This is a genomic window from Hymenobacter sp. UV11, from assembly GCF_004684095.1.
Classification (GTDB): Bacteria; Bacteroidota; Bacteroidia; order Cytophagales; family Hymenobacteraceae; genus Hymenobacter.
The window spans coordinates 1-18,052 of record NZ_SRII01000028.1; the positions used below are offsets into that span (position 1 = coordinate 1).

An 18,052-nucleotide genomic window follows, 5' to 3' on the forward strand; every position below is an offset into this window, starting at 1 on the left:
GTTGGCCGCGAGCAGGTCGAGGTCGCCGTCGCCGTCCACGTCGCCCACCGCCACGCTGATGGGGCCGCTGCCCACGGCCGGGTCGGAGCCGCCGCTGAAGGTGCCGCTGCCGTCGTTGAGGCGCACGCTCACCGAGTTGCCGTTGCTGTTGGCCGCGAGCAGGTCGAGGTCGCCGTCGCCGTCCACGTCGCCCACCGCCACGCTGATGGGGCCGCTCACGGCCGGGTCGGAGCCGCCGCTGAACGTGCCGCTGCCGTCGTTGAGGCGCACGCTCACCGTGCCGCCGTTAAGGTTGGCCGCGAGCAGGTCGAGGTCGCCGTCGCCGTCCACGTCGCCCACCGCCACGCTCCGGGGGTTGTAGCCCACGGTCACGTCCTGGGTGCCGCCGAAGCTACCGCTGCCGTCGTTGAGGCGCACGCTCACCGTGCCGCCGCCGTAGTTGGCCGCGAGCAGGTCGAGGTCGCCGTCGCCGTCCACGTCGCCCACCGCCACGCTGATGGGGTATCTGCCCACGGTCACATTGGTAGTGCCGCTGAAGGTGCCACTGCCGTCGTTGAGGCGCACGCTCACCGAGTTGCTGTTGTTGAAGTTGGCCGTGAGCAGGTCGAGGTCGCCGTCGCCGTCCACGTCGCCCACCGCCACGCTGTAGGGGTAGCTGCCCACGGCCGGGCCGAAGCCGCCGCTGAATCTGCCGCCGAAGCTGCCCGTGCCGCCCGTGGCCGCCGCCGTGAACTGGTACACGTAGGGCACGGCCGCCGCCCCGCCCGTGCTCTTGACCGTGGCCGGCACGCTCACCAACACCGTCTCGCCCGGCCGGAACGCGGCCGAGGGGCTGCCCGGCGCTCCCGCCGTGGGCGTGAGCGTGACGCTGCTGCCGCTGGTGCTGGCCGTGGCCGTGCGCCGCCCCCGGTACTGCTGGCTGAACACCCGGATGGTGCCCGCCGTGCCAGGGTTGATGTTCTGCGAGAAGGGCACGACCACCGGCGTGCCGCTGGGGGCCGACTCGGCGTTGGCCGCCGGGTTCAGGCTGCCGCGCACCACGGTGGGGGCCTGGGCGGCGGCGGCCAGCGGCAGCAGCAGGGCCAGGGCCAGCAGCGCCCGCCAGGGGCGGCACCGGGGCCGGGGGGGTGGGGAAAAAAGCTGGCTGGGCATGGGGGTTGGAAAGAAAATGGGGAAAGGAAAAAAGGTCAGCGGCCACCTGAGGGCTGGGCCGCGCCGGTGTAGGCGGTCGTGGGCTGGGCCTGGGCGGTGGGGGCCAGGGCCAGCGGCAGGGGCAGCAGGGCCGGTAGCAGGCGAGCGGGGGCCGAAATGGGTGGCGGGGGCGGGCCGCCTGCCGGGCAGCAGCCGGCGTAGCCAGGCGAGAGTGGTTGGCATAGCCAGCAGGGTAGCAGTAGCGGAAGTAAGCGGAAGGGGCCGGCTGGCGCGCCGCCCCACTCGGGCGCACGTAGCCAGCCCGGCCGTAGCTCACAAAATTCCCCCCTGCCCGTCAGAAACAGGGTCAAATCCCTGCCAATCTTCGCCCGCAGCCCCCTGTGCCCGCATTTTGGCAGGCATTTACCCCTGCCCGGCCTAGCGACTACCGCGCCCCCCAGGGCTAGCGCTTCGGGCGGGCCGCCGCCGTGCCCGCGCCCGCCCGCCGGCCCGCCCGAAGCGCTAGCCCTGGGGGGCGCGGTAGTCGCTGGGCCGGCGGCCAAAGCGCTCGGCGTAGAGGTTGCTGAAGTGCTTGGCCGAAGCAAAGCCCACCGCCCCGGCCACCGCCGCCACCGTGCCGAAGCCGCCAGCTTCGAGCAGCTGCCGGGCCTGGTGCAGGCGCAGCTCGCGCAGCCAGGCAGCGGGCGTGAGGCCGGCCAGCTCGCCCAGCCGGCGGTAGAGGGTGCGCTCGCTCAGGTTGAGCAGGCCGGCCAGCTCGGCGGGGCCAAACTGCTCGTCGGCCAGGTGCGGGGCCACCTGAGCTTGCCACTCGGCTAGCTGCACGGGCGCGTCGGCGGGCGCGGCCGGGGCTTCCGCTGCTGCTTCGGCCACCGTCGCCCCGGCCGTTGCCTCAGCTACCGCAGCAACCGGCGTAGCGGCCATGAGCGGGGCGGCCCCCGGCGCAGCGGGCGCGTCGTCGTCGGGGGGCTGGGCGGCAAACTGGCGGCGCACGGCGTGGCGGGCCAGCAGCACCTGCACCCGGGCCAGCAGCTCGGCCGGGGCGAAGGGCTTGGTCAGGTAGTCGTCCACGCCCACGGTGAGGGCGGCGCGGCGGTGGGTGTCGTCGGCGCGGGCCGTGAGCATGAGCACCGGCAGCCCGGCGCGGGCGGGGTCAGCCTTGAGGCGGGCCAGCAGCTCGGTGCCGCTCAGGCGCGGCATCATGGCATCGGTGGTAATGAGGTCCACGGGCGCTTCGCGGCTGAGCACCTCCAGCGCCTCCTGCCCGTCGGCGGCGGTGAGCACCTCGCAGGTGGAAGCCAGCAGCTCGCGCAGGTACTCGCGCAGGTCGGGCTCGTCCTCCACCACCAGCACGCGGGGCGGTTTTGAATTAGGAATTAGGAATTGGGAATTAGGAATTGACCCTGAAGGAGCAAGTGCCTCTAGGGGGCGCGTCGCGGGCTGAGGCTCAGTCCCTGTTCCCTCAATTCCTAATGCATAATTCCTCATTCCTAATTCTAAAACATTCGCCGGAAAGCGCAGCGTGAAGGCAGCGCCCTGCCCTGGCGTGCTGGCCAGCGTGAGGGTGCCGCCCAGCAGCTCGGCCAGCTCGCGGCTCAGGGCCAGGCCTAGGCCGGTGCCGCCCTGCGCCTGGTTCTGGGGACTTTGGTAGAAGCGCTCGAACACCCGCGCCTGCTCGGCCGGCGCGATGCCGGGGCCGGTATCGCGCACGGTCAGGGTGTAGTAGCCGTCGGCGGCGGGCAGCGCTGCTTCCAGGCGCACCATGCCGCCGACGGGGGTGTGGGTGAGGGCATTGCCAAACAGGTTGGTCAGAATCTGGTCTACCTTGTCGACATCCAGCAGCAGGTGCAGGTTTTCGGGCAGCGGCTCGGCCCCGTGCAGGGCCAGGCCCCGGGCGGCAGCCAGCGGCGCAAACGCAGCCACCACCCGCCGCAGAAACGGGGCCACGGCCGTAGGCTCGGGCTGCACCGCCAGGCGGCCGGCCTGCAGGCGCGTCAAATCCAGGATGCGGTTTACCAGCTCGTGCAGGCGGCGGGCCTGGCGGTGGGCCAGGGCCACGGGCGCGCGCACGGCGGCGGGCAGCTTGTGGGCGGGGTCATGGAGCAGGGTTTCGAGCGGGGCCAGCACCAGCGTGAGGGGGGTGCGCAACTCGTGGCTGGCGTTGGCGAAGAACTGGTTTTTGGCCACGTCCAGCTCGCTCAGGCGCTCGGCCTGGGCCTGCAGCTGGCTGGTTTGGGTGGCCAGCTGCCCGTTGAGGCGGCGGGTGGTGCGCAGGGCCAGCAAGATGGCCAGCGCCAGCAACGCCAGCAGCCCGGCCCCTACTACGGCCTGGCGCACCTGGTGGGCCTGCTCGCGCCCGCGCTCGGTGAGGCTGGTAATCTGGGCGGCCTGCTCGCGGGCGCGAAACCGGCCCTCGGTGGCGGCCAGCGCGGCAAACTGCTGGGCCTGCCGCAGCGTGTCGGTGAGGCCCTGGGTGCGGCGGGCGTAGGTATAGGCACTGTCGTAGCGGCCCACCTGGGCATAGGCCTGGGTGAGCAGCTCGGTGAGCTCACTCAGGGGCAGCAGGCTGCCCGACTGCTGGTAGCTCGTCCGCAGGGGCCGCAGCAGCGCCAGAGCGGCCGCCGGCTCGTGCATGGCCAGGGCAAACCCCGCCAGGGCCTGGCGGGGCCGGGGCTGCGGAGCGGTGCCGGGATTTTGAGTGAGCAGGACTACCGCCTGGGCCAGCAGGCGGCGGGCGCGGTCGGGGCGGGCGGGGTGCTGCTGCCAGGCGCTCAGGCCCAGGGTCAGGGCGCGGGCCTCGGCGTAGGGCAGGTCGCGGGCCGGCCAGCCGGCCACCGTGGTATCGGCCGAGGCCCCGTAGCGCAGCCAGGCGCGGGCGCGGCCCAGCCAGGGGGCGGCCTCGGCGGGCCGGCCGGCTTGCAGCGCCACTTGCGCGGGCACCAGGTTCAGGTGCGTGAGCAGCAGGGCGTTGCCGGGATTGGCCCGCAGCACGGCGGGCGGCGAGCCAGCTTGCAGCCAGGCGCTGGCCTCGGCGGCCAGGGTACTGGCGTAGGCGGCCGGGTGGCGGCTGTGGCCCTCCAGCAGCAGGGGCAGGTAGTAGTGGAGCAGCACGTCGGCCAGCGCGCCCCCGGCCGGCCCCCGTTCGGTGGCCACCTGCCCGAAGCGGCGGTAGGTGGCCAGCGCCTGCTCGTAGGCCCGCTCGGCCTCGGGGTAGCTACCCTGCGCGGCGTAGGTTTCGCCAATCAGGCACTGCGTCCAGCCGATGCCGCTCAGGATGCCGTGCTGCCGGAAAAGGCTCCGGGCCCGCTCGTAGTAGCGCAGGGCCTGGGGCAGGCGGCCCAGGGCGCGGCAAGCCGAGCCGGCATTAGCCAGGATGCCGGCCAGCAAGGCCCGTTCGGCCCAGTGGGGGTCGGCGGGCTGGGTAGCCGTCGGCAGCGGGCCCATCACGCTGTCGAGGCCCGCCGCCCGAAACTGCCGGGCTGCCCGCTGGTAGTAGTAGAGGGTGCTGTCGTAGTTGCCCCGGACGTAGTGCTGCTTGGCCAGCTCGTTGGCCAGCTTTATCACCTCGACCGGCTGCTGCTGCCCCTGCCGGGTGCCGGCCAGCTGCCAGGCCCGCCCCAGGTAGCGGGCCGCCGAGTCGGGGCGCTGCCGGTCCTGAAAGGCGTGCGCCCGGCGCACGTACCCCAGCAGCCGGCTCAGCGAGTCGGCGGCCAGCGGGTGCTGGGTGTCGGTCCGGGGTATCTGGCGAGAGCCTGCGAAAGCAAAACCTGGCAGCAGAAGCAACGCGCCAAGCAGCCAGCGAGTAGTCAGCCAAGGCCGGCAGCCCGGCCCGGCCCACTGGCGCAACAGCTCGAAAAGAAAGTGCATAGCGACTTCGGGGCGAGCGCAGTGCCCGGGCGTAAGAGGAGTCAAAAGTAGGCTCCAATACCCTGATTTGAGGGGGATGGCCTGCTATACTTCCGCACGCTCTTTCTAAAATTCAGCGAAACGGTCGTTTCAGTGAACAGCCAGCGCCTTGTTCCGAAAACTACTGTTTTTCGAATCACTTTGCGACCCGCGCTAACGACCCCAAAAACAGGGTTTTTTGAGAACTTTTGAAGCAGGGTTTTTCGAACGCCTTTGGAGGAAACCTTGTCAGCCAAGCTCAGTGGCGTTTTACATACTAGGAGGATCGAACAAGCAGGGGTTCTACTTCAAGGGTAGCCTAGCCAATATCATGTGGGTCGTAATGGTAATGCTCTTGGCTAGCAGAAGTGAATTTTTGGATAAACTCCGCACTTGTCTGTTCTGGCTTTTTTACGCGGAACGCACCCGTTTCAAGCGCCCAATCATAGGCACTTACATCGAGGGGGTATCGCGTGAGTATCCCTGTCAACTCATGCTTCATAATCCAGGCTTCAGCCTTTTCACGCGTCGTAAATACGCCGCTGGTGAAGCGTCCGCCCATGCCATGAAATACCCACACATCGGGGCCTACTGCTGCTTGCGCCATCTTCTGTAGCCAGTTTGGAAGAAGGTAAATGTAAGTGGCGTTCCTGGCCGCTGCTAATGTGGACTAGTGTAGGATAGAGCGTATTGGGGCCTAGCCTTCCTAGGAAGACGCACCTTGCTGGGCTCAGAAAGTACCTCGCGGAGTCAGTGGCTCAGAAAGTTCGCAACACGTGCGTTTCAGGCTCGTGGCGGGGGTAAGGAAGCCAAAAATCGCTGCGTCCATAAGGTGCGCCTTTCGGGCGCTAACTAGCCCCCTTCTGGTTAGACCACATCCATTCCAATCTTACTCCAAATTACTTCAAAGCTCATTTTTAACCCCTATCATCTTCTTCCGCCGCATCAGGGTAGTACTAGTGCCTTATCGGGTAGGCTAGTTCTTATCTTACTTCGTGCACTTGACCAAGTAAGCCAATGAAAGCTGAAAAGCCCGATTATAATAATAAGACTGGTAATAGGGCGAAGCGCCTCGGGAAGGGTCATAGCTGACGGACATACTGTGCAGGCCTAGGCAATAGGTGGCGCGGACTAACCAGTGCTGTTGGCGATAGCCCAGACCCGCCTGCAAGCCCCCATCGAAGCGCTGCGAATAGAAGGTGCCATCATTGTGGTCCTGATGCGCATTCGCCACATCGCCCGTTGTTACACCATACCCGTTCTCGACGCGCGCGTGACCGCCTAAGAGGATGCCTAGGTACGGTCCCGCGAAAACTTGCAGGCCTTGGCCACCGGCATGTTGAGTTCGGGCTACGGTGAGGGGAATAACTAAGTAGTTGGCCCTTACGTCTTGGCTGAATGGTTGGGGCGTTACCCCGAAGGCATAGTTATCTACGCCGTGCAGCTGATGGCCCATTTGCGCATACAGGACGGCGGGTTGCCAGACCCAGTGTCCCGCCCCGACACTCGCCTGTACGCCCGCCGCGTAGCCGGGGCGGTAGCCCCTGCTCATTTCGGCGGCGGAGCTGAAACCACGAGCATAGTGGAAAGTAGACATTGTCCCACCCATGCAAGGCCCTATACTAAACGTGGCCTGTGCTTGGACAGCAGAAGCGGTGAGCAGGGTAACGGCCAGCAGGGTAACAGCAGAAAAAATAGTAGGAGTGCGCATAAGTAGCTAACTGAGTTTTCGTATATGGTAGTATAACTAGCTTGCCAGGAGGAGGCAACTTAGTATAAGCTTTTGTTTGAATAAAGCTAAGCTACTCTATCTAGGAATCACTTTCTAGTCCGTGGTAGGAGGTGACAAATACCAGAAAGTTGTTTCTTAGTCACCGTTCTTGAAACGACTCAAAGCTTGTCACAGAAGTTAAAAGCTTGTCACAGAAGTTAAAGGCTCCTTCAACAACTGACTAGAGTAGCCTAAGTCATCTTACAGTCGTTCGTTTAAGAAACGTGACAAGTTTGACTGGGATACTGCATAAAGACCGATATTGAGTCCTCCTAACCTCATCAACTGGTATGTACCTGCTGCTACTCGCTTTACTAACCACCAACCCAGCGAGTCCTCGAGGCTCGGTTGTTCAACAGCCAAAGCACTCAGAGGCGGTAAATGATGCTTTCGTCAACTCCTTGTTGGACCGGGTATCCTACGCCCGACTAGTGGCAGCTCACTACCCTACGCCCGCCAAAGCCCCGCAAGCTGGTAGTGGGCGAATGGTTTCCTTCTCGCACGGAGTCAACCAGTTCACTTGTTTTAAAAGCCCTGATAACACCTTTCCCGCCTCCTTCATTATTACCAGCTCAGAGCCCCTACTAGCCCCTGTTTTGACCCTTGGCAGTACGAAGAGCGCGATTCTAAAACGGCTAGGCGTTTCCCGCAGCTTAGATATTCTCCAAGTATCTAATCTAGAAGCAATGGCACTCGTAACGCTGTACTTTCAAAATGATAAGTTGGCAAAGGTCACCTATGGCGCGACTATCGATTGATTGCACTTTATGGCGCAGTTAAATTAGATAAAATTTAGAATTAGCAGCCAATCACAAATTTCCCTATTCCTTAGAAAAGCCACTTAACGTAATGTTTCATCGAAGACAAGTCGCGGAAAAGTGTCAGATTTAGCATTGCTGTAAGGTAGTTTTAATACTGTATTTTATCAGGAATAGCCCTAAAGAGTGAGAGTAGGATATTTAAGACTGAGATGGCTAAACAACTGTATTTCTACTGCGCGATAGAAGATTTAGCATCTATACAGCAATGGCTTGTTAACCAAGATATTTTGCTGCTGCGGGCCTGCATTAAGGAGGAAACAGAGGCTATTTTAGATTCTGTGGGAGACTTTTCTACAACACATGGCTGGTCGCTCATACACCTTACTAAACCTCAATATTTTAACTACGTCAATTATCGTCTGGCCGCTTCAGGGCTAAAATATTTAGAAGAGTCTGCTCGATGCTATACCATTGAATTTATGAGGCCACAGGTAGATAGCTCCAAGCGAAGAATAGCTTGCGCTAGATTTTATGTCAAAACAGGTTTACACGCTGATTTTGAGAACTTTGCTACTCGTTTTTACAATAATTTTAAGCGACGATTTTTAATAAAGTACCAAAAGGAGCAAGCCGCTTGGGTCACCGAAGCGGCCGCAACACTTTTGATGAACGGCTTTGAACCTGTGTCATACCTATAATGCTGCTCATCAAAGTATTACGCAACATTGAGAGCAGATAATTATAAGTCCTTTTACGTGTTGTAAACCACCGTTTGCAACACGTAAAAAGCCGTTGTACATACTGGCTACAGGCTGATATAGTAAGTAGTTGCCTGAAAACCAGTATTGTATAGGTAATACCTAAAGCAAATAAAATCATGGTTTGCATTAAAATACTGTAAATCAATAAGGTATTGAAATAAAAGGTACCGATATGACCGATAGGACCGATACCCGGACCGATATCGGTCATATCGGTCATATCGGTCCGGGTATCGGTCCGAATATCGGTCCTATCGGTCCGGATATCGGTCCGGGTATCGGTCCTATCGGTCCTATTGGTCCAGGTATCGGTCCTATCGGTCCGCTATCGGCCCAGACATGGGCCATATCGGTTCAGCTATCGGTCCTATCGGTCTGGATAGCGGTTGCCTGGTGAGCCCCATCGGGCCAAAAGACCTAAAAATAGGCGGAGGAGGCTACCGAACGGTCGGCGTGCTGGTTGGCTGCTCGTACGAGCACGCTAGCAGACCGGGTTAGCTAACCCTTCCCCCTACCCAGTAGCCCCATCTGCGCGTGTTTACCGCGTGCTGCGCGTGTTTATACCCCGGTTCACTACGACATCGGGCCAGCGGGCTGCCTAAAACGAAGCGCTGATCCCCACTTGCTTACCATAAGAGGAATTATAAGACAGCTTTTTATTCAGCAAGGCACACTTCCCGCCCTCACTACCTATAGCAGCGCTGCCAATCGATCTGCGGTGGTGGGAAGGCCAGACTTCCGTAAGCTGCCGAGCACTTCCAAAGCTGTTTTAGGCGGATTTTTTAGGTAGGCCACTTGCTGCCGAAAGGCGGCGAGCGCTTGCGTGGGTTGCTGCTCTAGCAACTGGCTAATAAAGGCATCCGGGTGTTGCCGCTCGATACCCAGCGTGGCCAGGTAAGGAGCGGGAAAATCCTTTAAGTTGGCCGTAACAATCACCTGCGCCTGACTCTTGAGGGCGGCGGCGAGCACGTGCCGGTCATTGGCATCGGGAAGCGTGAGGGTGGGAATAAGGGCTTTATAGGCCCTGACCTCCGCGTCAGGAAAGGCGGCATCCATCAAGGTGATGGTGCGCTGTAATTGCCCGCTGGTTAAATCGGGTCGGTTCACCAGCAGATTTCGACTCCATTCTGCTTGAATCTGGCTCGTCCACTTGGGCTGGTACAAGTCGGCCGAAGCCAGTTGGAGCAGCAGGTCCCGAATCGGCACGGGGTATAATACACAGGCATCCAACAGGGCAATGAGAGCAGGCACGTGACTAGTCGTAGCCCAGCTGTAAGTCCTGGGCCTGTTGCGCTAAAAGTTGGAGGTGGTGCTGCCGATGGGCTGCCTGCTGGTCTTGGTAGGCCAACACATCCGTCATGCGTACCCGCCGATGGCTACCCACTTTGACAAAAGGCAGCACGTTCGTTTCTAAGAGCTTGACCAGATGCGGGCGCGAGACATGCAGCAGGTCGGCGGCCTGCTGGGTACTCACCTGTTCTTCCGTCACTACCAAGGAGATATCCTGCCCTTGGGCCATACCCGCTAAAATGACCCGCAGCAGCTCCAACGCCTTACGCGGTACGGCAATCGTTTCCTCGCTGGCCTGTAAGCGCAGCTGCACCTGGTGCGTATGGCTGTCCGGCAAGGCCGCTGTAAAGCGCGAAAGCGAGTTACTGGCCACCTGCTGGTCCCGCAGAGAAGGGGTTGAACGAAGGGTTTGCATAGGGGAAGTGAATAGGGTACACTGCCTGTTAAACGAAATAAACGAAACAAAGATTGCTCAAAAGAACGAATTACAGTCTAGCGAGCTGTTGGCTGGATGACAACCTCACTGCATTGCGAGCCAAGAACGGGACTTATTAAATACGACGTGTTCAAAATACTCCCCTGAAAACCGGCTCAGAAAACTGCCTTTCGAAGCTGCTGAGTGGGGTGCTACAAGTGTTCAAAAAAGAACTCATTTTTGAACGCTTGCAGCATCCCAGTCAGGAATCTCAAACCGCAGTTTTTTGAGCCGTTTTTTCGATGCTAGCCAGCCTAAAGCTAGTTTTTGACTTCCATTACGTGTGGCAAGTAAGCTAGCTAGCGGTAGGCAGCCCCCTATGTAAAGAAAAGGTCCGTTTCCTTTACATGGGCCCGGACCCTTTGGCAAGAAAAACCAAGTTTCTTTACAGTGCTAAGGCAATTTGCCTCCGCGCTATTTTGCCCACCCTCATGCTCTCTCCCTGGCAACCAGCCAACTTGCCCCCTACTGTATACTTGACGTGGCAAAGGTCGTGGGGAGGGCCGGGGATTGTTTGCGTGAGAAGCTCAATTTATTGCCAGCGAGCGCCTGGTCGTCTTTACTAAGCAATGAAGGAAAGAGTAGCTGGCAGCTGGCATGAACTAGGCTCCGGGTAAAAGCTTTCCCTGAGAATCGGCCAGGGTGCTGTTAAAAAAGGACCCTGGCCGAGCTAGCTTGTACAGTGAAACGAAGGCCATCATTGTCGATGTGCCGACGCGGTTCGACTGCTCGCTCTGTTTGAAGAGCCTTTACGCTACCTGCTTGCTCGCTGTGTTTTCGGCTTCGCTTGCCTTGCCGAGGTAACGTGGTGACCCGTGCTGACTGTAAAACATGGGACGCGCAAGGGCCGTTGCTTTTATGCTTATCGAATCGGCCTTCCGGCTAGAAAACCGTTACCTTGTTGGCCGTGCACCCGCTTCACTCTTTTTTTGCCGCGCTTTTTCCGGTCACGGAGCAGGACATGGCGCTGGTGCTGCCGTACGTAGTGCCCCGCACCATCGCCAAGGGAGAGCATCTATTGGAAGCCGGTCAGGTATGCGGAGCCGTCTTTTTTGTGACGGCCGGCTTCTTTCGCATGTACTACCGGAGCAGTGAGGGGCACGAAGTGAACTGCCGCTTTGCCAGGGCAAACGGCTTTCTGACGGATTATCAGAGCTTTCTGACCCAGCAGCCGTCGCGCTATAGCTGGCAGGCGGTACAGGCGGCTGAAGTGCTGGCCCTTCCCTACGAGCTGGTGCAACGGCTTTACCGTGAGTCGCCCCGGTGGGACCATATTGGCCGCCTGATAGCCGAGCAGGTCTACCAGCAGCTCAACGAACGGGTAGAACTGCTGCAATTCTACACCCCACTGCAGCGCTACGAGTACGTGCAACGGTACCAGCCCGACTTGCTGGCCCAGGTGTCCCAAGCGCAGTTGGCCTCGTACCTCGGCGTGCAGCCTGAGTCATTGAGCCGCATTCGCCACCGGCTTGGCCAGCAAAAAAAATAGGCCGTCTCCGTGCGTTCTTAACTAACGTCAATGGGGAAGGGGGGAGGGTAGACGGAATTTTGTGGCCGTCACCAAAGTCCCCCTTCATGCAACAAAATCCTGCCCCCCGGGCCCTCATCACGGGTGCCTCCAGCGGCATTGGCTACGCCTTGGCCCACTGCTTTGCCCGCGACGGCACCAACCTGGTGTTGGTGGCGCGCCACGAAGAACCCTTGCGCACCGTGCAGCACGAGCTAGAGCACACCTACGGCATTCAGGTCGCTTACCTGGCCCTCGACCTGTCCGGGGCCGGCCAGGCCACGGCCCTCTACGAGTGGTGCCAGCAGCAGCCCTTCCCCATCCAGTACCTGGTAAATAACGCCGGGTATGGCGCCTACGGCCCCGTGGCCCAGGCCGACCCGGCCGTGTACGAGAACATGTTGGCGCTCAACGTCACGGCTTTGACTACGCTCACCACGCACTTTGCCCCGCAAATGGTGGCACGGCGGCAGGGCCGCATTCTCAACGTGGGGTCGCTGGCGGCGTTTCAGCCGGTGCCGCAACTGGCGGCCTACGCGGCCTCCAAGAGCTACGTCATGCACTTCACCGAGGCCTTGCACGCCGAGCTACGGGGCACCGGCGTCACGGCCACGGTGCTCAATCCCAATGTGACCAAAACGGGTTTTGTGGCCCGCGCCGGCATGGAAAAGGCCGCCAATACCCAGGGCCGGCAAGCCGATGCAACGGCCGTAGCGGCGGCGGGCTACCGGGGCATGCAGCGGGGGCAGCTAAACGTGGTGCCCGGCTGGCGCAACCAGCTGCTGGCCCTGAGCACCGGCCTGATGCCTTCGCGGCGGCTGTTGCTGGCCATTGCCACGCGGGTATCGCGGGCCATCCAATAGGGGCAGGGCTCCGGCGGTGTATTCTTTTTACCCTATTTTTTCTTTTTTCAGCCATGGTAAAGTTCACGATTCTCCTGCGCAAGCGGCCGGAAATGACGCACGAAGAATTTGTGCAGTATCACCGGACCAAGCACGCCCCACTCTTTATGTCGGTGCCCGCCGTGCAGCAGCATGTGCGCCGCTACGTGCAGGGCCACACCATCCCCCTTGTGCTGCCCGGCATGCCACCCTTCGCCTACGACGGCACCACAGAACTGTGGTTTGACACCCACGAGGACATCGCCAAAGTCTTTGGCGACGAGGAATACCTACGCCTCATTCGCCCCGACGAAATGAAGTTTCTGGACCTACACGGATGTGGCTTTCTATTGCTGGCTGAGCACGTAGTGCTATCAGGGGTGTTGGTAGACAAATAGGGAAAACCTCTGACTCGGGCGCACAGCTACCTGAGTTCCATGACAAGATTTGGGTAAGGACAAGCCTTCTGGTCGGGCTTTCTACTTCGCACTTGTAAGGCCATTATAGGGTGGCGCGTTAGTTAGCCGGCGTGGCGGTAGACCGACGTGGCGGGCGCGGGCGCTGCTGCCGTTGTTCGGCAATAAGCTGTGAAAACGCCTGCTTTTCTTCGGGTGTCAGCGGCGTGGAGTCAACCACAAAATCGACTCCGGTGGGCTCGTAACCAAGTTTCGTTGGCATCGTCAAGGTGAGTTAAGGCGTGGAATAGTCCGGAAAGCACCTGTTAACAAGTTCGGTGGCATTAGTTGCCAAGTACATCCGCAGGCCGCGGCCCATCCGCTGGGCGCCGAGCGCTTGCTGATAATGCGTAAGTAACGCGGTTTTCGCCTCAAAGGCTACAAAGTCTTCGTAGCCTTGCTCGAAGGACAAGCGGCAGGCCCAGGCAAACAATGTCGCCTGCTTTTAGCACGCGGTTCGAGCGGTTTTAGGGAGCGGTTGAAGCGGTTTTGCCGATCGGTTTGCGCGGTTTTTTGCCGCGGTTCGAGCGGTAGTGCTGCTTCGACAACCTTTGACGTTCACTCAGCAGCAGCAGGACTTGAGGCAGACTACGACTGGTCAAGCTTGTCAATCTCCTTCTTTACCTCTGCTAGCAGCTGCTGCTGCGTGGGTAAATAAAGCTGGTACTTGCTGGCCACAATCGTCTGATTATCGGCGGGCAGACTGATTTTCACCACCGCGTCGTTCTTATCCGCACAGAGTAGGATGCCGATGGTGGGATTTTCGTGCGGCAGCTTTTCCAAGCGATCGTAGTAGTTGACGTACATCTGGAGCTGGCCCAGGTCCTGGTGCGTGAGCTTATCCGTCTTAATTTCGACCAGTACGAAGCACTGCAACAGCCGATTATAAAACACGAGATCTACGAAGAAGTCGTCACCGTCGAGGTGCAAGCGCTGTTGCCGGGCTACAAACGAAAAGCCGTTACCCAGTTCCAGTAGAAACGCTTGTAAATGCGTGATGAGAGCGGTTTCCAAGTCGCGCTCGTAGTAGGCCGCTTCCCGCTTCAGCCCTAAAAACTCTAGCACCATGGGGTCTTTGATGATGTCGCGGGCCTCCGTGGGGAGCTTTTCCTGCCGAGCCACAGCCAGCACGGCCGCCACGTCATTGCTCAGCAGCAGACGCTCGAACAATTGACTATTGACCTGCCGCTCTAGCTGGCGAGCCGACCAGTTATTTTTGGTCGCTTCGGCTAGATAAAATTCCCGCTTACCGGGATTTTCGAGACTGAGTAGCGTTTTATAGTGCGTCCAGCTCAATTGCGTCCGCAGTGCGGACGCAATGGGAAAGAGGCGGTAGAACTGGCGGTAGCGTTCCAACTGCCGCCCCGAAAAGCCACTGCCAAACTGCGGCTGTAACTCGGCTGCCAGGCCTTTGATAAGACTGCTACCGTAGGCGGCCCGGTCGGCCCCGTGTTGTTCTTCTTCCAGAATTACCTGCCCAATATGCCAGTAGAGCAGTACTCGCTCCGCATCGACGGCCCGCACCGCTTGCTGGCGCGCCTGCGTGATGAGGTCCCGCACGCTAGTAAGTAGTTCTGGTTTAATAGGCATTCTGTAGTGGGTTCGTGGCTAAAAGGACCGGAAGAGAGGCCAGTAGAAACGAGGAGTGAGCTAAGATAGGCCAGCTTTTGTAGCAGGTTCCAGTTAAAGTGATGGAGCGAGCAGTAGCAAAGGGTGAAGTGTCAAAGAGAGTGCTAAGCTTAAAAAAAGCTGTCTTATAATTCCTTATACGTTAAGCTGGGGGCCATTGCCTGAGCCGGCGGCGCGAGCTACGCAGGCAATGGCCCCCTAGCCGGTCTATGCTCAGGTGCCCCAATCGCCCGCCTAGGCGAGGCCGGGTTGCCCGCCCTCAGTACGGCACGCGTTCAACTTCCAGGTAGTCGGGCAAGCCCAGGCTCTGCCACCAGCCCGCATAGGTCCGCTCCAGCACCAATTGCCGCAGCGCCGCGTCCGTCTGACAGGTGGGCTCGGTCAGCACCAGCTCCAGGGCCGCGGACCACTGCCCCACCAGCGCGGCCACCATCATGGGCACGGGGAGGGGCTTGGCGCGCGACGACATGTGGCGGACTAATGCCCGCTCCAACAGGCCCGCCACGGGCTCGAACGGCCCCAGTAGGGACGTGGGATGGACGGAGGGACGGTACCAGCGCCAGAAGGCCACGAGGTGCGGCTGGGCCAGGGCCACCTGCGCCGTCAAGTCCCACCAGCGCTGCAGCAGCTTCGTCAGGTTCTCGCCCCGCTGCGGCGAGCCCGGGCCCGCGGCTAGGGGTGCTTGCAGCTGGGCCATGGCGTAGGCGTAGACGTTGGCGAGCAGGTCCTCCTTGGTGGGAAAGGTGCGGAAGAGCGTGCCCACGCTCACGCCCGCATGCTGGGCAATCTCGGCCGTGGTCGTCAGGTGCAGGGCCCGTAAGGAGAAGCGCCACAGGGCGGTAGAAAGGATGTGGGCCGTGCGATCGAGGGGCATGAGCAAGTAAGTAAAAAATGGGGAGCCACGTAGCGGCGGGCAGCAAGCGTAGCTACTAGCCCCTGCTTACTAGGCAAAAGTGGATCTACGCTACGCAGAGGCAATATCAGGAGCAAAAATAGCCTATTTGGAGCCACTAGTCCAACTTTAGTCCATTGATAGTCCAGCGTTAGTCCGCGCAATGGACTAGCCGGTCCACGGAATGGATTAAGCGCTCCACCCAGCTTATCTGCCCCTGCCCTATCCGCCGGGGTGAGTATTTTGCCGGGCTGCATTACCAGGCCGTAGCGGGCTACTGGCTCTAAAAGGCGTGCCTTGTTGCCCCCCCCCTACGCGCAGCAGCAGTCTCGTACTTCCAGCAGCCGAGTGCTATCGAGGAGCGGCTGGCAGGTCGGTGGCTTGCCGATGGTGAGCGCCTGTCCCAGGCGACTAGCTCAGGTGGTAAATACGCTCTTCGATCTGCGCTTGGCGCGCCGACGCAAACCCGGTGTCGGTGCCAATTTGAACGAACCCGTTTTGGGCTAACACGTGCTGCGAGCCCACATTGTCCCACGCCACGCGGGCCACCAGTGGGCGGGTGGGTTCGAGGCGCAGAAACTGGCGCAGGGCGCTGGTGGCAACGCCTTGGCCCCAATAGGCCCGATCGAGCCAGTACGTCAGCCCCGCTTCGCCCGCTACCTCAAACTTGGCTATACTCCCGACAAGGGTGCCGGCTAGCAGGATCGTCTGCATGTGGATGGTCGGGTCTCGCAGAAAGGCCGAGTACTTGGCTACATAGGCGGCTTCGTCGAGGGGCTGGGGGGGAGTAAAAGCCGCCAGGTATGCCGCCACGGGATCCAACTGGAACTGAAAAAACCAGGCTAAATCAGCTAGGTGAGTTGGCCGAAGGGTTACGGGGCTAGACGGCATGGGGTGAAGGCGGCAGTAGGCTACTGGGAGCAAGAACGGGTGAGCGCTACAGCTAGGGTGCTACGCGGACCCCCTACACCCTATTTTACAAGCTGTGATCCGTGATTTATAGAACGCAAAAAGCTTATGTACTGATAGTTGCTCTACTAGCAACTATTGAGTCGCCTGCGCCCCAAAGGGGGCTGATAAGGCTATTGTGGCAATTCCATGTATATCACCCTGGCTTCCTCCCGGTCGAGAGTGGCCGCATTAAAGGACAGGCTTACTTGTTGCCCTTTCCACTCATAATGCCCCGGTGTGTAGCTGTTCTCCTCGGTGTTGCCGTACTGCTCAACGAGCGCCTTTTTCATCAAGTCACTGTCTGCTTGTCCTTTAAGCTTCAATGCGATAGCGCTCAATTTGCCATTGGTGAACACGTAGTAGATGCGGGTAAGCGTGGCGTAACCCGCCTTTAGGTTCTCGTTTTTGCGCTCATAGAAATTTGAGGTACCATCGGTAAAAAGGAACTTCAATTCATTTTCATGGGCGTGGAATTCTTGGCCGAAATGAAAGTCTCGGAAGCCATTATTATAATCCAGCTTATGATTTATGCTTGTGTTGCGCGGCGTTGATTTTACTACGGCTGGCAGGATAGTTGGCGGTAGTATTCTAGGGGTAACTACGTCGGTTTGACAGTAGGCTGTCGAGGCTGTTAGCAGCAGTGGCAGGGCGAAAACCAAGTGTTTGTACATAGGGGAGGAGTGGTTGGGGGTAAGGGATTAAGATTCTTTACAGGCAATGCTCCTACCGGCCCGGTGGGGTAGTGCCCACACTGCTAGCAGCGGAGGCTTTATGGGTTAGACGCCAATGGGCTGTTGTTAAACAAATTAAGGCAAAAATTCCAACTTAAGGACTAGGGTTACGAAGATGAATTTTGTGAATACCTGAATTTGGAGCGCGGTCCCCGGCAAAGTACCACGCCGGGCGCAGCGGCCGGCTGGACCAAAACTCACACTGATTCCAAGAGTGGGTTTATAAGCAATCTTACGTTAAGTGGCTTTTCTAAGGAGTTGAGGGCAAAGGGAGCCACTCCCAACCTTGCTTAAAATCCATTTAGCTCACTTACTAGTCGGCCTGCAATGAGTGCAGATAGTTAGTTACTCGTTCTCGTTCCTGGCCTTGCGTCACGTCTAGTATAGCGACCTGTTTCAGAGCTACTTGATTGTCTTGCGCAGCAAAAATCGCGAACCAAATCCCTTCTTCAAAATCGTCATGCCAAGTAGTCATTACTTGATGCTTAGGCAAATACAGGGATTCTACCTCCCGAAAGACTATCTCTTCATCCAGGAAATCATGCGCCCATTCGCACTGGTGGCCGATGGTGCAGACCCACGCGACGTTGCGCAGCAAGAGCTTAGGCAATATTTCATCTAGGTAATGGCGGTGCTTCTCGTTGATTATGAGTATACATAGCCAGTCCTGAATAGGTAGCTCAGCTAGCCAGTTTTTATCAGTGTGGTACTCCACTAAGGAGATAGCTCTTTGATTAATAATCATTTGATTCATAACAAGCGCTCAGTTTGCACCCTAATTGCACTCAATAGTCGAGCTTGTCACGTTTCTTAAACCAACGTTTCTAAAGCGTCTACGAACGGATTATCTCCTTATTTTGAGTGTCCAGCGGTGACCTACTCAAAGGTAGACCACCTCCCCTGCGCTCTTCAGC

At 59.4% G+C, this 18,052-nt stretch carries 17 protein-coding genes; 4 read left to right on the plus strand and 13 right to left on the minus strand.

All coding sequences use genetic code 11. The features are described from left to right. From E4631_RS24845 to E4631_RS24860, 5 genes are all read right to left on the minus strand, one after another. Window positions 1-1,152, minus strand: a 1,152-nt coding sequence (locus tag E4631_RS24845; protein WP_167797049.1) for an Ig-like domain-containing protein, incomplete at its 3' end; no start/stop codon positions are given. Window positions 1,153-1,187: 35 nt separating this feature from the next. Beyond that, entirely contained in the window at window positions 1,188-1,502 is a 315-nt protein-coding gene (locus E4631_RS26155; protein ID WP_133656676.1) for a hypothetical protein, read from the minus strand. 151 nt (window positions 1,503-1,653) lie between these two features. Continuing rightward, window positions 1,654-5,016: an ATP-binding protein gene (locus E4631_RS24850; RefSeq protein WP_133656675.1), complete on the minus strand. Its 3,363-nt coding sequence runs from the start codon at window positions 5,014-5,016 to the stop codon at window positions 1,654-1,656. Between the two features lie 337 nt (window positions 5,017-5,353). After that, window positions 5,354-5,641: a hypothetical protein gene (locus E4631_RS24855; protein ID WP_133656674.1), complete on the minus strand. Its 288-nt coding sequence runs from the start codon at window positions 5,639-5,641 to the stop codon at window positions 5,354-5,356. 381 nt (window positions 5,642-6,022) lie between these two features. Continuing rightward, window positions 6,023-6,745: a porin family protein gene (locus E4631_RS24860; RefSeq protein WP_133656673.1), complete on the minus strand. Its 723-nt coding sequence runs from the start codon at window positions 6,743-6,745 to the stop codon at window positions 6,023-6,025. Window positions 6,746-7,775: 1,030 nt separating this feature from the next. On the opposite strand from E4631_RS24860, the gene E4631_RS24865 reads away from it, so the two are divergent. Further along, window positions 7,776-8,264, plus strand: a complete 489-nt coding sequence (locus E4631_RS24865; protein ID WP_133656672.1) for a hypothetical protein — start codon at window positions 7,776-7,778, stop codon at window positions 8,262-8,264. A gap of 753 nt (window positions 8,265-9,017) precedes the next feature. On the opposite strand, the gene E4631_RS24870 is transcribed toward E4631_RS24865, so the two are convergent. Together E4631_RS24870 and E4631_RS26720 are read right to left on the minus strand one after the other, a co-directional pair. Next, entirely contained in the window at window positions 9,018-9,578 is a 561-nt protein-coding gene (locus E4631_RS24870; RefSeq protein ID WP_133655559.1) for a PIN domain-containing protein, read from the minus strand. Between the two features lie 4 nt (window positions 9,579-9,582). Next, window positions 9,583-10,032, minus strand: coding sequence for an excisionase family DNA-binding protein (locus E4631_RS26720; protein WP_133655560.1), 450 nt, complete (start codon window positions 10,030-10,032; stop codon window positions 9,583-9,585). Window positions 10,033-10,999: 967 nt separating this feature from the next. Here E4631_RS26720 and E4631_RS24880 point away from each other — a divergent pair. The 3 genes from E4631_RS24880 (at window position 11,000) to E4631_RS24890 (ending at window position 12,878) form a co-directional block, all read left to right on the plus strand. Further along, complete coding sequence (locus E4631_RS24880; protein WP_205704314.1) at window positions 11,000-11,581, plus strand: Crp/Fnr family transcriptional regulator; 582 nt, start codon at window positions 11,000-11,002, stop codon at window positions 11,579-11,581. Window positions 11,582-11,667: 86 nt separating this feature from the next. Further along, complete coding sequence (locus E4631_RS24885; RefSeq protein ID WP_133655561.1) at window positions 11,668-12,462, plus strand: SDR family oxidoreductase; 795 nt, start codon at window positions 11,668-11,670, stop codon at window positions 12,460-12,462. 53 nt (window positions 12,463-12,515) lie between these two features. Then, on the plus strand, window positions 12,516-12,878 hold the full coding sequence (locus E4631_RS24890; RefSeq protein ID WP_133655562.1) for an EthD domain-containing protein: 363 nt from the start codon (window positions 12,516-12,518) through the stop codon (window positions 12,876-12,878). A gap of 118 nt (window positions 12,879-12,996) precedes the next feature. Here the strand turns inward: E4631_RS24890 and E4631_RS26160 are convergent, their stop codons facing one another. The 6 genes from E4631_RS26160 to E4631_RS24915 all read right to left on the minus strand — a co-directional run bounded on the left by E4631_RS26160 (window position 12,997) and on the right by E4631_RS24915 (window position 17,892). Continuing rightward, on the minus strand, window positions 12,997-13,158 hold the full coding sequence (locus tag E4631_RS26160; RefSeq protein ID WP_166647924.1) for a hypothetical protein: 162 nt from the start codon (window positions 13,156-13,158) through the stop codon (window positions 12,997-12,999). A gap of 365 nt (window positions 13,159-13,523) precedes the next feature. Continuing rightward, a complete protein-coding gene (locus E4631_RS24895) occupies window positions 13,524-14,525 on the minus strand; it encodes a YhcG family protein (protein ID WP_133655563.1) in 1,002 nt (333 codons plus the stop codon). Window positions 14,526-14,823: 298 nt separating this feature from the next. Further along, window positions 14,824-15,438 (minus strand): TetR/AcrR family transcriptional regulator, encoded by a 615-nt coding sequence (locus tag E4631_RS24900; protein WP_133655564.1) that lies wholly within the window; start codon window positions 15,436-15,438, stop codon window positions 14,824-14,826. Between the two features lie 429 nt (window positions 15,439-15,867). Then, a complete protein-coding gene (locus E4631_RS24905) occupies window positions 15,868-16,347 on the minus strand; it encodes a GNAT family N-acetyltransferase (RefSeq protein ID WP_133655565.1) in 480 nt (159 codons plus the stop codon). A 191-nt stretch (window positions 16,348-16,538) separates the two neighbouring features. Further along, window positions 16,539-17,078 (minus strand): hypothetical protein, encoded by a 540-nt coding sequence (locus tag E4631_RS24910; protein ID WP_133655566.1) that lies wholly within the window; start codon window positions 17,076-17,078, stop codon window positions 16,539-16,541. Between the two features lie 373 nt (window positions 17,079-17,451). After that, window positions 17,452-17,892: a hypothetical protein gene (locus E4631_RS24915; RefSeq protein WP_133655567.1), complete on the minus strand. Its 441-nt coding sequence runs from the start codon at window positions 17,890-17,892 to the stop codon at window positions 17,452-17,454. Window positions 17,893-18,052: the final 160 nt, after the last annotated feature.